Source organism: Croceibacterium ferulae, assembly GCF_003660445.1.
Taxonomy (GTDB): Bacteria; Pseudomonadota; Alphaproteobacteria; order Sphingomonadales; family Sphingomonadaceae; genus Croceibacterium; species Croceibacterium ferulae.
Window position 1 is genome coordinate 212,619 of record NZ_QZVQ01000006.1, and the last position, 13,519, is coordinate 226,137.

The window sequence follows — 13,519 nt, forward strand, 5'->3', positions numbered from 1 at the left end:
ACCGGATGAAGACAGTTGGCGCGCTGACGGCACGGTTGCAGGAACTGCACGGGCGCACGGCGGAAACGCCGCTGTTCAATCCGGTGTTCCAGTTGTCGCTGGACCTGTCCCGCCTGCTGGAAGGCGATGGCCTGTCGCTGGACGATTGCGAGGCGCTGGTCGGCGAGCTGGAATGTGCCGCGCTGCTCCGCCGTGCGGAACGGCTGCGCCAGCTGGTCGCACCCGTGGCGCCGGCCACCAACGACCAGGCGCTGGCCGACGGGCTGGAGCGGCAGGACTTCGCCGCCTTCCGCGCGCGGTGGGAACAGCCGCAGCTGCATGCCGTGTTCACCGCGCACCCCACCTTCCTGCTGACCCCGGCGCAGGCGCAGGCCGTGGCGCAGGCCGCCAGTCAGGATGGCGAGATCGGGGATGACAGCTGCGTCGCGCCGTCGGTCCGCAAGCCGGTCACGCTGGGCTTCGAACATGATCAGGTGATGGCGGCGATGGCGCACGGCCAGGATGCGCGGGACGCGATCAACACCCGTCTGCTGAGCCATGCGCAGACCTGCTGGCCGGACCAGTGGCAAGCCTTCCGGCCCCTGCCGTTCCGCTTTGCCAGCTGGGTCGGCTACGACATGGACGGGCGCACGGACATCACCTGGTCCGCCTCCATCGGCTTCCGCCTGGCGGAGAAGGCCACGCGGCTGGCCCGCTACCGCGACCAGCTGGCGGCGATCGACGGCGATCACCCGCTGCTGGCGGAGCTGGCGCCGGCCGCCGACTATGCCGCCGCGCGCGCTGCGGACTTTGCCGGCGACCTCACCGATCCGGCGGCGCTCTCGCTGGCCGCCAACCGCCTGACCGCACATGATCCGCGCAAGCTGCTGTCGCTGAAGACCTGCATCGACCGGCTGGAAGCCGAGGGGGGCGAGGTTGGCGGCGCGCGCGCCGTGCAGCTGAAGGTGCTGGCGGCCGGGATGCGGGCCGAAGGGCTCGGCATGGGGTGGATCCACTTCCGGGTGAACGCCAAGCAGCTGCATAACGGCCTGCGCCGCCGGCTGGATCCGGACGGGCAGCTGGACCTCAGCAGCAAGGGCGCGATCGTCCATCTGCGCCGCGCTATCGCCGCGGTGGAGCCGCTGCGCGCCAATTTCGCCGCGCTGGCGATCGAGAGCAGCACCGCCATCCGCCAGTTCCTGGCCATGGCGCAGATCCTGCACCACATCGATGCCGACGCGCCCATCCGGATGCTGGTCGCCGAATGCGAGGAGCCGGCCACCGTGCTGGCCGCGCTCTATTTCGCCAAGCTGTTCGGCATCGCCGACAAGGTCGACGTGTCCCCTTTGTTCGAGACGGAGACCGCGCTGGAACATGGCGGCCGGCTGCTGGACGCCCTGCTGCAGGAGGAGGAATATCGCAGCTATGCCCGCGCACGCGGGCGGGTGTCGATCCAGACCGGCTTTTCGGATGCGGGCCGCTTCGTGGGGCAGGTGCCCGCGAGTCTCGCGATCGAGCGGTTGCAGGGCCGGCTGGCGGCGGCGATGGCCGCCAACGGCATGGAGGACGTGGCCGCGCTGGTGTTCGACACTCATGGCGAGAGCATGGGGCGCGGGGCGCATCCGAACTCGCTGGCGGATCGGCTCAGCTGGCCGCTCAGCCCGTGGGCGCGCGGGCGGTTCGCCGCCGCCGGCATCCGCTTGGAGCCGGAGGTCAGCTTCCAGGGGGGCGACGGCTACCTGTTCTTCGCCACGCCCGAACTGGCGCTGGCAACGCTGACCCGCATCGCCGAACTGCGCCCGAACGAAGGTGATGCGGATGCGGCGAACGACGATCCGTTCTATACCCGCACCGACCTGTCGCTCGACTTCTACCGCGCCGTCCGCGATCACCAGCACGAACATCTGGAAAGCCGCACCTATGCCCGGGCGGTCACCGCCTTCGGCCTGGGCCTGCTGAACGCCACCGGCAGCCGGGTCAGCCGGCGGCAGAGCGACATAAACGCCGATCGCGAGATGTCGCTGCGCCAGATCCGCGCCATTCCGCACAATGCCATCCTGCAGCAGCTGGGCTATCCGGTGAACGTGATCGCCGGGATCGGCAGCGCGGCCGATGGCACCGATCCCGACCTGAACGACATGCTGGCGAGCAGCGCCCGGGCGGCGCAGATCCTGCGGCTGGTGCGCAGCGCCAATGCGCTGGCCAGCATCAAGACGGTGGCTGCCTATGGCGAGCTGTTCAACTCGGCCTACTGGGCCAGTCGGCCCTATCGCGGGCTGGAAGATCACCTGACAGGCCCATGTGCCGCCCTGGCCGAATATCTGGTGAAGGATGACCGGGTGGGCACGTTCCGCCGCCTTGCCAGCCGCCTGCGGGTCGATGCCGTGAAGCTGCACCAGCTGGAAACCGCGCTGCCCGTCATGGAGGAGCCTTCTGACTCCGGCGACCGCGAGGCGACCCGCCGCGCGATAGGCGCGCTGCAGGCGCTGCGGCTGGCGCTGTTCCAGCACATGTTCCTGCGGGTGATGTCGATCCCCGCCTTCAGCCGGGCCAACGATGTCAGCCGCGAGGACGTGCTGGAAATGGTGTTCACCCTGCGCGTGGACGAGGCGCTGGCGCAGCTGCGGCGCGCTTTCCCGACCAGCTTCCCCAAGCCATCCGACTTCGCCCTTACGGAGCCGGCCGACTATCCCGAAGGGGGCGATGCGGGCTATGCCTCCATCGGGCGCGACTTCATCGAGCCGATCGACCGCGCCTATGCCCTGTCGCTGCGGATCGGCACCGCCATCGCCAACCATTTCGGCGCGCATGGCTGATCGCCAAGGTGCCTAGCGGCTGCGGGGCGGTTCCGGGCTGAACAGCCAGCCATCGGCCGTGGCGCGGGCGAGCACGCCGGCGACATTGCCGCTGCCGCCCGCCTCCAGCCGGTCCAGCAGGCGCGCCACATCGCCGCCACGGGGTGGCTGGCCGAGTGCCGCGATGGCACGGCTGGCGACCACCAGCCGAATCGCACGCGGAGCCTGCGGGCGGTAGCGGAGCGATCCGTCGATCGGCTCCACCCGTTCTGCCCATTCCCGCTGCCCCGCCCAGTCGAGCGCCGCAGCCGCCTGCGCCAGATGCGCCGCGCTGTCGGCCAGTGCGGCAGCGTCGAGCCAGTCGGCCTGCCCGATCGCCTGCCGGATACGCACCCGATCGAACCGGCGATCGGAATTGCTGGGGTCAGCCGCAGGTGACAGGCCATGCGCAGCGACCAGCCAGGCCAGTTCCTGCCGCCGGAAGCCGAGCAGCGGCCGCAGTAGAGGAAGGGCGGTGCCCGGCACCAGCCCGGAGGCGCGGACACCGGCCAGGCCGGCAAGTCCGCTGCCCCGGTTCAGCCGCATCAGCAGCGTTTCCGCCTGATCGTCCGCATGGTGGCCGGTGGCGATTGCGCAAAGCCCATGCTCCGCTGCCCAGCCGGCCAGCGCGGCATAGCGCGCATCACGCGCGGCGGCCTGCACATTGCCGGCGGCGGGGGTGACCCGCAGCACGGCGCAAGAGACCCCGCGTTCGCCGCACAGATCGGCCACAGCTGCACATTCAGCGGCGGCTTCGGGTCGCAGGCCGTGATCCACCGCGGCCACGGCGTAACCGCCGGGCCGGGTGGCCTGCATCAGCAGCAGCAGCGCCAGCGAGTCCGCCCCGCCGCTGACCGCCAGGCCGATCGGCGCCTGACCGATCGATCCGGCGGCGCCAGGCAGCAACCGGGCGAGACTGGCGGCGAAGCGCGCCGCCAGATCGGCCTCAATTGCTGCAGCGGACCCGGCTGCGGTTGCGGTCATACTGCTCCTTCAGGCGGCCGGTCGCGAGGGCGGGGTAGCCGTCGCCGAACTCGGCCAGCGCGATGCAGGCACGGTTGGTGTCGTTGATCGCGATCATCGTCTCGGCCAGATAGAGCAGGCTGTCGGGTGCGCGTTCGGCCTGCTTGTTCGCCTGGTAGTTCTCGAAGAAATGCGTCGCCGCCTCGCGCGGCTGACCGTTGTCGAGATAGGCGCGGCCCAGCAGGTTGCGGCCCCAATTGGTGCGGGCGTGATTGGGGTAGCGCTGCAGGAACAGTGCCAGCTGCTGCTGCGCTTCCGGATAGAAGCCGGCCTGCCACAGGCGAAAGCCGTAGCTGTATTCGTCATCACCAGGATCGTCGGTCTGCGGCTTGGCGATCGCCTGCACCGCGGCGACCCGTTCCGGGCTCGGCGCGGCGGCGCGGGTCTGGCCGGAGGAGGATGCGGTCGGCGTGCCGGCGGCGGCGGCGGGCGGGCTGGATTGTGTCGTGGCGGCCGGCGCCGGGATCACGCCGGCGGCGGGCAGGGTGCCGGCAGGTGCGGCCTCCAGCGCCCCGATCCGCTGTTCCAGCTGCTGCAGCGCATAGGCGGTCTCCTCGCTGCGGGCGGTGACGCGGGCCATCTGCGCCTCCACCGCATCCAGCCGCGCCAGGATGTCGGTCACGGCGCCGGTGGTCGCTCCACCCGGTGCCGGTGTGGTGGTCGGCGCCGGGTTGGACGTGTCCACCTCCGGCGTGAAATAGCGCCCGTCGCCGCCGGGGAACACGGCGCGCTGCACCGCGCGCAGCTCGCTTTCGATCCGGCTGAGGCGGGCATTGGTGGCGTCCTGCGCCTGTGCGCCGGCAGGCACCAGTGCCGTGCCGAGCAGGGCCAGCACGATCGCTGCCCGTGTGCGGCTGTTCATCGCCAAGATGTGATCCTTCCCTTGCAAACTGGTGCCGGCCGATAGTGGAACCTGCCGGAATGGTGGCTGAACGGATGCAGCCTTATTGCGCCGCCGGCCGCGACGACACGGCCGCCGGCACGAAGCGCGAGGCGGGGCTGCCGGCCGCCGCCGGAGTGCCGCCCGATGCCGCCGGAGTGGCACCCGCCGCCGGCGTGCCCGCCGGCTGGCCGCGCGCCAGCAGCGCCTCCGCCGTGACAGGCACGTCGCGCATGATCATGTCGTCCTCGGCCAGCCGTGGCACTTCGCGGCCGCCGATGGTGATGCGCAGCGCGTCCGGCCGGCCGGTCCACAGCAACGGCCCCTGGGCATCCGCCGGGACCTGATATTGTTCGTTCAGCGCCATCTGCTTCTGCATCAGCTGCCGTCCGCTAGCATCGTAGAACTTGACCCAGACGCCCTCTTCCATGGCGGTGAACACCACCGGCCCGGCGGGGGCGGCGGCGGGCTGGCCGGCGGGGTTCGCCGCCTGCTGCCGCGCCAGCGCGGCACGGCGGGCGGCGTCTTCCTGCTGCTGCTGTTCCACCAGGCTGGGCAGCTCGGCCGCCGGCGCGAACAGCGTGCGCATGAAGAAGAACCCGCCCAGCAGCAGCAGCACGACCGCCGCCAGCGCCAGCCAGGCCAGGCCGCGGCTGGGCACGCGCGCAGGGTCGCCCGGTTCGAAGGACGGCGCGCCATCCTGTTCGCGCGCCTCGATCATCTCCGCCCGCACCCGGTCGGCGATCACGTCCGGGTCCATCCCCAGCAGCTTGGCGTAGGAGCGGGCAAAGCCGGTGGCATAGGTGCGGCCGGGCAGGGTGTTGAATGCGCCGTTTTCCAGCGTGACCAGATGCCGTTGCGGAATGCGGGTATCGGCCGCGACCTGTTCCAGCGACAGCCCGCGCGCCTCGCGCCCGGCGCGCAGCTCTGGCCCGACGCCGCCGGTCGCGGTGCCTTCCGGCTGTTCGTTCATGGCCACATGATCCCCGATCCTGATGCGGACGGTACCACCCCGTCCGGTTGCTGCCCGTGCCCGGCAAGTGACGAAGACAGGGCATGCAAGTCAAGCGGCAAGGCACCGCTGCAGGTGCCATGCCTGTGGTTAATCCACCTCGATCCCGCGTTCCTCGGCCCAGCGGGCGATGACGCCGCGCAGATCGGGCGGCGGCGCGGCCAGCCAGCCCTGCATGGCGGCACCGGCCTCCGCCAGATCGACCCGGCGGACCAGTTCCTTGATCGGGCCCACGGCGGCGGGCGTGATCGACAGGCGCCGGATGCCCAGCGCCAGCAGCGCCAGCGCCTCCAGCCGGCGGCCGCCCATCTCGCCACAGACGCCCAGCCGCACCGGGCTGCCGCGCACGGTGGCGACCACGCGCTGCAGGAAGCGCAGGATGGTGGGGCTGAGCCAGTCATAGCGTTCCGCCAGCCGCGGGTCGGAGCGGTCGGCGGCGAACAGGAACTGGGTGAGGTCGTTGGTGCCGATCGAAATGAAGCTGAGGCGCGGCAGCAGCGTGTCGAGCATCTCCGCCAGCGCCGGCACTTCCAGCATCACGCCATACTGGATCTCGTCCGGCAGGCGGCGGCGATGGCGCTTGAAATGGGCGATCTGCTGTTCGAACAGCGCCCGCGCCGCATCGAATTCCCAGGGTTCCGATACCATCGGGAACATCACCTGCAGCGACCGGCCGGCGGCCGCTTCCAGCAGGGCGCGCGCCTGCACCTTCAGCAGCCCGTCGCGCTCCAGCGCCAGGCGCAGCGCGCGCCAGCCCATCGCCGGGTTCTCCTCCGCCGCGCCGCGTTCCGCGCCGCGTAGATAGGGCAGCACCTTGTCTCCGCCGATATCCACGGTGCGGAAGATCACCGGCCGATGGCCCGCGCCTTCCAGCACATCGCGATACAGGCGGGTCTGCCGATCGCGCGAGGGCAAGGTATCGGCCACCATGAACTGGAATTCGGTGCGGAACAGGCCGATGCCGTCGGCCCCCGTCAGGCCCAGCATAGGCGTGTCCTCGACCAGGCCGGCATTCATCATGACCTCGATCCGTTGGCCATCACGGCTGAACGGCTCGACATCGCGCTGCGCGGCATAGGCGGCCTGCTTCTCCCGGCTGCGGGCAAGGCGCGCCTCGAAGGTCTCCAGCGCCGCGGTGCCGGGGCGGATGATCACCTGCGCCCGGTCGCCATCCAGCAGCAGCTGGTCTCCATCGCGCATCAGGGCGCGGGCATTGCGGACGCGGCCGATCACCGGCACGCCCATCGCCCGCGCCACGATCACCACATGCGCGGTCAGCGATCCTTCTTCCAGCACCACGCCCTTCAGCCGGCGCTTGTCATACTCCAGCAGTTCCGCCGGGCCCAGGTTCTTGGCGATCAGGATCGTGTCCTGCCGCAGGCCCGTTCGCGCCGCCGTACCCAGCTGGCCGGAGACGATGCGCAGCAGGCGGTTCGCAAGATCCTCCAGATCGTGCATCCGTTCGGCCAGCAACGGGTCGCGGATCTCGCGCATGCGCTGCCGGGTGCGCTGCTGCACCCGCTCGATCGCGGCCTCCGCCGTCAGGCCGGCATCGATCGCCTCGTTGATGCGCCGGCTCCAGCCTTCGTCATAGGCGAACATCTTGTAGGTCTCGAGGACGTGCCAGTGCTCCTCCCCCACGCCGAATTCGGCATGGGTGGCCATCTGGTCGATCTGCTCGCGCATCCGGTCGAACGCCTGGTAGACGCGGTGCCGCTCCGCCTCCGTATCGTCCGCCACCGTCTGCTCGATCACGATGCGCGGCTGGTGGAACACCGCCTGCCCGCAGCCCAGGCCCTTCACCAGCTGCAGCCCGGTCAGCACCTCCTGCCCGACCTGCGCGGCCGATCGCCCGCTCAGGGTCTCCTCGTCCACCAGCCCGGCATTGGTGATCAGCTCCGCCAGGACCATGGCGACGGTCTGCAGCGCCTCGATCTCCACCTCGACATAGCGGCGCGGCTCGACATGCTGCACCGTCAGCACGCCGATCGCCCGTTCGCGCCGCACGATCGGCACGCCGGCAAAGGAGTGGAACTTCTCCTCCCCCGTTTCGGGCACATACTGGAATTCAGGATGGGTGGCGGCTTCCGCCAGGTTCAGCGTCTCGGTGTTCTGGGCGATGGTGCCGGTCAGCCCTTCGCCGATGCCCAGTCGGGTGACATGCACCGCGCTCTGGTTCAGGCCGCGCGTGGCGAACAGTTCCAGCATGCCTTCGCGCAGCAGGTAGATGGAGCACACTTCGCTATCCAGCGAATCGCCAATGATATCGACCACCTGGTTCAGCTTGCCCTGAGCGTGCAGGCGCGACGCCATCAGCTCGTGCAGCCTGGTCAGGATCGTGCGGGCGGCGGCGGTGGCTGTCATTGTGAACCGGCCTAACCCATCCGGACCGCTTTGGGAATGTTGCGCAAGGTCCGATGGGACAGGAAAGTTTTTGCCAGTGCTTTGCTGGCTAAGCTGTGCGGAAAGTGGCCCTCCGCGACCGTGCAGGGCCGGCTCGACTGACCGGGCGTCTGCGCCGTCGCGGAAGGCAGCGTGCCTTTCAGATTGACAGTGGACCGATCACGAATGCGCGATGGCTTCCTTGATCTTCAGCTTCTGTCGCTTCAGCGCCTGGATCATCGCGCTGTCGGGAACAGGTCGGCTCATCTCGGCATGAAGCTGCCGTTCCAGCCCGTCGTGCTTGGCGTGCAGTGCGGTGACGTGGGAAGATTCCATCAAGGGTTCTCCTTTCGCTGTTGATCGCCGTCGGCGCGAGTACCGCATCGACGGCAGCGCGACTCAAACTGCAACGTCCGAGCCGCGCAATTGTCATCAAAACACAATAATCGTAGGGCGGCAAACCGGCCGTGCGGCAGAATGGCCGTGGGTCGGGACGGATCATGTCCCGAAGGGCGCGATGAAGGGACGGCGGTGAACGAGGAGGAATTGCAGCGCAGGCTGGTGGCGCTCAAGATCGAGCATCGCGACCTCGACGCCGCGATCGATGCGCTGGGCAGCACCGGCGGCGACCAGATGCAGGTGGCCCGGCTGAAGCGCAAGAAGCTGAAGCTGCGCGACCAGATCCATATCATCGAAGACTATCTGACGCCTGACATCATCGCCTGATGGCGCTCCCGCCGAAACCGTGGCCGGTCGGCATTGCCGAGCAGATGGAGCCGCTGGTGCGCCGCGTGCTGGCGCCCAACGGGTCCGCCTGGACCTATACCGGCACGCAGAGTTTCCTGGTGGGGGACGGACGCGGGCTGGCGGTGATCGATCCGGGACCTGACGATCCGGCGCACCTGGATGCCCTGCTGCGTGCGATCGGCCCGGCGCCGGTAGTGGCGATCTGCTGCACGCATACCCACCGCGACCATTCGCCCGCCGCCGCACCGCTGGCCGCCGCCACCGGCGCACCGGTGATCGGCTGCGCGCCGCTGCGCGCCAGCGGCGGTGGCGAGGTGACCGATGCCCCCTTCGATCTCGACTACACGCCCGACCGCGTGCTGGCGGATGGGGAGGCATTGGCCGGACCGGGCTGGACGCTGATCGCCATCGCCACGCCCGGCCATGCCTCCAACCATCTGTGCTTCGCGCTGGAGGGCACGGGCGTGCTGTTCACCGGCGATCATGTGATGGGCTGGGCCACCAGCGTGGTCGCCCCGCCCGATGGCGACATGGCCGATTACCTGGCCAGCCTGGAACGGCTGCACGACCGGGACGACCGCATCTACTACCCCGCGCACGGCCCGGCGGTGACGCGCCCGCGCCAGCTGGTGCGCGGCATGATCGGCCATCGTCGCCAGCGGGAAGGGCAGATCGTGCGGCTGCTGGGTCAAGCGCCGGCCGACCTGCCGGGTCTGGTGCAGCAGATGTATCGCGGCCTCGCACCCGCCCTGGTCGGTGCGGCGGGGCAATCGGTGCTGGCCCATCTGCTCGATCTGGAACGGCGCGGGCTGGTGAGCCGTTCAGGCCCATCATGGACGATCGCCCCGTAACCGACACCGCAACGCGCCCTGGCACCCGCTCTGGCGCCGGCCTCCGCCCCCATGTGCAGGGGCAGCAATCGCTGGCCCGGGTGCAGGCCTTGCCGTGGCTGCTGTTCATCATCATGCTGGCGCTCGCCGTGTGGCTGGGCTGGCGCGCCTTCGGGCCCAGGGACCAGGGCGACGTGCTGGCCACCAGCCTGGTCGCGTTCGAGAAGCAGAACCGGCTGACGGTGTTCTCCGCCCAGCTGTCGCCCGTGGTGGCGAGCGAGGACAGCCGCCTGTTCGGCGCGCTGCGCAGCCGCCAGGTGGCAGTGATCCCGGCCCGGGTCGACTATACGCTGGACCTGTCCGCCATGGACCGCAACCGGATGAGCTGGAACGAGGAGAGCGACACGCTGGATGTGCAGCTGCCCGCGCTTACCATCGGTCGCCCGAACCTGGACGAAGGCCGCGCGCAATATCTGCGCGAAGGGCTGTGGATCACCCGCGATGCGCAGGACCAGCTGACCCGTGACAACACCGCCCTGGCGGAGCGGCAGGCGGTCGAGCAGGCGGCGAACCCGGTGCTGCTGAACCTCGCGCGCGGCGCCGCCAAGGACGCCATCCGCCAGAACCTGGCCATTCCGCTGCAGGTTGCCGGCTTCGGCAATGTCACGGTGAATGTCCGCTTCGACGGGGAGGCGCAGGCGCCGCCTGCCGCCGCACGCCCGGCCAACTGAGCGGCTGGTAAGCATGCTAACAATGCTGTAGAAGGGTCGGCGGAAGCGCGCCGCCCGGGGGGGATGGACGCGCACCGGTCGCGCACTGTCTTTCTCTGGCAAGGATGCGACCATGGCCACTCTGGCACCCAATCTTGTGCAGCATCGTCCCCTATGGGCGACGGACACCTCCTTCTTCCTCGGCATGGCCATCGCCATGGCCGCGATTAACGTCATCGCCTTCTCGCTGTTCGCGGCGCTGGGCGTGTCGAGTTTCCGCGCGCCACCCTATGTCCATGCCCATGCGCTGCTGTTCATGGGTTGGGTGTTGCTGTTCGTGACGCAGGCCTGGCTGGCGGCGAGCGGGCGGGTGACGCTGCATCGGCCGCTCGGCTGGGTGGCGGTCGGCTGGGCGCTGGTGATGGTGGTGGTCGGCACGACGACGACGATCTTCTCGGTGCAGCGTGGCTTTATCCCGTTCTTCTTCACGCCGGCGCAGTTCCTGGTGCTGAACCCGCTCAGCGTGCTGGTGTTCGCCGGGCTGCTGGTCGCGGGCTTCGTGAAACGGCGGGACCGGCTGTGGCACCCGCGGCTGATCCTGTGCGGGATGGCGGCGATCATGGGCCCCGCCTTCGGTCGCCTGCTGCCGGCGCCTTTGTTCATGTATTCGATGGTGTGGGCGATCTTCATCGGCATGATCGCCTTTCCCCTGATCGGCGCCGCGCGCGACCGGATCAAGCGCGGGCGGGTGCATCCGGCCTGGCTGGTCGGGCTGGCGGCGCTGGTGCTGATGCAGCTGGGGATCGAGACGATCGGCCACAGCGCCTGGGCCGCCGGATTGCACGGGCAGGTGACGGCCGGCACGCCTGGCGCCGCGTTGGACCCGCTCGACTATCCGCCCCCACCATTCCCCGTCGCGCCGTGATGCGGCGGCACGGCAAAGCCGCATTGCCGCCGCCCCCTGCGCACCCTATCTGCCGGGCATGAGCCTGCTGACCCCCATGCCCACCGGCACCGATTTGCGCGCCGAGATCGAACGCCTGCGCAAGGAGCGCAACGCCGTGATCCTGGCGCATTATTACCAGAAGCCGGAGCTGCAGGACCTGGCCGATTTCGTCGGCGACTCGCTGGAGCTGAGCCGAAAGGCGGCGGACACCGATGCGGAGGTGATCGCGTTCTGCGGCGTGAAGTTCATGGCGGAGACCGCCAAGATCCTCAGCCCCGACAAGATCGTGGTCCTGCCCGACATGGAAGCCGGCTGCAGCCTGGAGGATTCCTGCCCACCGGAAAAGTTCGCCGCCTTCCGCGCGCAGCATCCCGACCATATCGCGCTGACCTACATCAACTGCTCGACGGAGGTGAAGGCGTTGTCCGACATCATCGTCACCTCCTCCAGCGCGGAAACCATCCTGTCGCAGATCCCGCGCGACCAGCCGGTGATCTTCGGGCCGGACCGGCATCTGGGCGGCTACCTGAACCGCAAGTTCGACCGCGAGATGCTGCTGTGGCCGGGCGTGTGCATCGTGCACGAGGCCTTCAGCGAGCGCGAGCTGCTGAAGCTGAAGGAACAGCACCCGGACGCGCCCGTCGCCGCGCACCCGGAATGTCCGCCGCATATCGTCGACCATGCCGACATCGTCGGGTCGACCAGCGCGATCCTGCAATATGCCAAGACCTTTGCGGGCGACACGCTGATCGTGGCGACCGAACCGCACATCATCCACCAGATGCAAAAGGCGCTGCCGCACAAGAACTTCATCGGCGCACCGGGGGCGGACGGGAACTGCAACTGCAACATCTGCCCCTACATGGCGCTGAACAACCTGGAGAAGCTGTACCTCTGCCTGCGCGACCTGACCCCGCGCGTGGAGATCGAGGAAGGCTTGCGGATCAAGGCGAAGCGCAGCCTCGACCGCATGCTCGACATGGCCAGCGGTACGATCGGCCTGGGTGATCTGGGTCGCGTAGGCGTCCCGCTGCCCTGAGCGGCGGAAGCCGGCGATGTCCGACGACTACGCGCATGGTCAACGCGACGGGCTCCGGCTGGCCCTGTCCATCCTGGCGGCCGAGGAGGCCAAGTGGGAGGCGCTGCTGGGCGAAAGCCGGTCGTGGAGGACCAACGCGACCCGGCAGGTGCGGCACAAGACCCTGCAGGTGGCGCAGACCCGGGTGCAGACCGCACTGAACCGCCTGCAGCCGAAGCAAGACGCTTCGATGAATGACGAGCTTGCGTCGGCGCTGGAGAAGGTCGGGCTATAAATCGCTCGACCGGCCGATCAGTCGATCATCACGCCCACCACATACCAGCCGCCATTCTCGCGATTGAGCGTGACGGTCTCGGTCCGGGTTTCCCCGTCGGCGAAGCGCGTGCGGAACTTGACCATCTCCACCCCCTGTGGTGGCGTGGGTACGTTTTCCTGGCTGAGGAATGTCCGGGAGATCGCCTGGCCGAGTGGCGCGCGGACATCGTCGGACACGGCGGCCCAGCTTTCCAGGCTGTTCAGCCCGCGAAACGCCGCCCCGAACGCGCGATAGCTTTCGTCCCAGCGACCCTGATCCAGCAGCACCAGGAACGCCTGCGCGGTGCTCACCACTTCAGCGTCAGGCGCCTCCTGCTCTGCCGTTGGTGGTGGTGCCTGCGTCGAGCCGGCAGGGACAAGGGTGGCGAGGGCCAGCAGGGCAAGAGCAAAGGTCATGAGCAGCACTCCGATAGTGACCGGGCGCAGACGGCGCGCCCGAGCGCCGCCAACCGGCGCTGTCTGCTGATCACCTGCGGATGGGACGGGGTCCTCCCCGATTTCGTTGTATCCATCCGAATTGTCTGTCGGCCGGGCGGGATCGGCGCCTTCGGCCTGCAGCAGCAGGCGGGCGGCCTCCCGGCTGCTGGACACCGCCAGCTTGCGCCGTGCGGCACGCAGCCGCTCGTTGATCGTGTGGACCGACAGATCCAGGCTGCGCGCGATGGATTTGGCATCATGACCGCGCACGATCAGGCGCAGGGTCTGCTTCTCCTTCTCGGTCAGCGTCGCGAAGCCGTCATTCACCTGCGTGCCCATCCGCTCCGGGGTATGTCAGCCGCATCGGCGCAGCTACCCCCAAAAACTTGTACTCGCAGGTGCAGG

At 69.2% G+C, this 13,519-nt stretch carries 13 protein-coding genes; 7 read left to right on the top strand and 6 right to left on the bottom strand.

Features of this window, described 5'->3' with window-relative positions; translation table 11 throughout:
* Nucleotides 1-5: 5 nt before the first annotated feature.
* A complete protein-coding gene (locus D5S08_RS08500) occupies nucleotides 6-2,795 on the top strand; it encodes a phosphoenolpyruvate carboxylase (RefSeq protein WP_121117487.1) in 2,790 nt (929 codons plus the stop codon).
* A gap of 12 nt (nucleotides 2,796-2,807) precedes the next feature.
* On the opposite strand, the gene tilS is transcribed toward D5S08_RS08500, so the two are convergent.
* The 5 genes from tilS to D5S08_RS08525 form a co-directional block, all read right to left on the bottom strand.
* A complete protein-coding gene (gene tilS / locus D5S08_RS08505; protein WP_241557308.1) occupies nucleotides 2,808-3,797 on the bottom strand; it encodes a tRNA lysidine(34) synthetase TilS in 990 nt (329 codons plus the stop codon).
* Nucleotides 3,760-4,698 (bottom strand): tetratricopeptide repeat protein, encoded by a 939-nt coding sequence (locus tag D5S08_RS08510; RefSeq protein ID WP_121117489.1) that lies wholly within the window; start codon nucleotides 4,696-4,698, stop codon nucleotides 3,760-3,762. The genes tilS and D5S08_RS08510 overlap by 38 nt, the downstream gene beginning before the upstream one ends.
* Before the next feature lie 82 nt (nucleotides 4,699-4,780).
* On the bottom strand, nucleotides 4,781-5,689 hold the full coding sequence (locus tag D5S08_RS08515) for a helix-turn-helix domain-containing protein (RefSeq protein WP_241557309.1): 909 nt from the start codon (nucleotides 5,687-5,689) through the stop codon (nucleotides 4,781-4,783).
* A gap of 129 nt (nucleotides 5,690-5,818) precedes the next feature.
* Nucleotides 5,819-8,092, bottom strand: a complete 2,274-nt coding sequence (ptsP, locus tag D5S08_RS08520) for a phosphoenolpyruvate--protein phosphotransferase (protein ID WP_121117493.1) — start codon at nucleotides 8,090-8,092, stop codon at nucleotides 5,819-5,821.
* 198 nt (nucleotides 8,093-8,290) lie between these two features.
* Nucleotides 8,291-8,446, bottom strand: coding sequence for a YdcH family protein (locus D5S08_RS08525; protein WP_121117495.1), 156 nt, complete (start codon nucleotides 8,444-8,446; stop codon nucleotides 8,291-8,293).
* Nucleotides 8,447-8,641: 195 nt separating this feature from the next.
* On the opposite strand from D5S08_RS08525, the gene D5S08_RS08530 reads away from it, so the two are divergent.
* From D5S08_RS08530 to D5S08_RS08555, 6 genes are all read left to right on the top strand, one after another.
* Complete coding sequence (locus tag D5S08_RS08530; protein WP_121117497.1) at nucleotides 8,642-8,836, top strand: YdcH family protein; 195 nt, start codon at nucleotides 8,642-8,644, stop codon at nucleotides 8,834-8,836.
* On the top strand, nucleotides 8,836-9,708 hold the full coding sequence (locus tag D5S08_RS08535; protein WP_121117499.1) for an MBL fold metallo-hydrolase: 873 nt from the start codon (nucleotides 8,836-8,838) through the stop codon (nucleotides 9,706-9,708). Before D5S08_RS08530 ends, D5S08_RS08535 begins: the two co-directional genes overlap by 1 nt.
* Nucleotides 9,690-10,418, top strand: coding sequence for a DUF4230 domain-containing protein (locus D5S08_RS08540; protein WP_121117501.1), 729 nt, complete (start codon nucleotides 9,690-9,692; stop codon nucleotides 10,416-10,418). Before D5S08_RS08535 ends, D5S08_RS08540 begins: the two co-directional genes overlap by 19 nt.
* A 112-nt stretch (nucleotides 10,419-10,530) precedes the next feature.
* Nucleotides 10,531-11,322: a hypothetical protein gene (locus D5S08_RS08545; protein ID WP_241557310.1), complete on the top strand. Its 792-nt coding sequence runs from the start codon at nucleotides 10,531-10,533 to the stop codon at nucleotides 11,320-11,322.
* Nucleotides 11,323-11,380: 58 nt separating this feature from the next.
* Nucleotides 11,381-12,382: a quinolinate synthase NadA gene (gene nadA / locus D5S08_RS08550; protein WP_175578906.1), complete on the top strand. Its 1,002-nt coding sequence runs from the start codon at nucleotides 11,381-11,383 to the stop codon at nucleotides 12,380-12,382.
* Nucleotides 12,383-12,398: 16 nt separating this feature from the next.
* A complete protein-coding gene (locus D5S08_RS08555) occupies nucleotides 12,399-12,656 on the top strand; it encodes a hypothetical protein (RefSeq protein WP_121117503.1) in 258 nt (85 codons plus the stop codon).
* A 17-nt stretch (nucleotides 12,657-12,673) separates the two neighbouring features.
* Here the strand turns inward: D5S08_RS08555 and D5S08_RS08560 are convergent, their stop codons facing one another.
* On the bottom strand, nucleotides 12,674-13,453 hold the full coding sequence (locus D5S08_RS08560) for a helix-turn-helix domain-containing protein (RefSeq protein ID WP_121117505.1): 780 nt from the start codon (nucleotides 13,451-13,453) through the stop codon (nucleotides 12,674-12,676).
* Nucleotides 13,454-13,519: the final 66 nt, after the last annotated feature.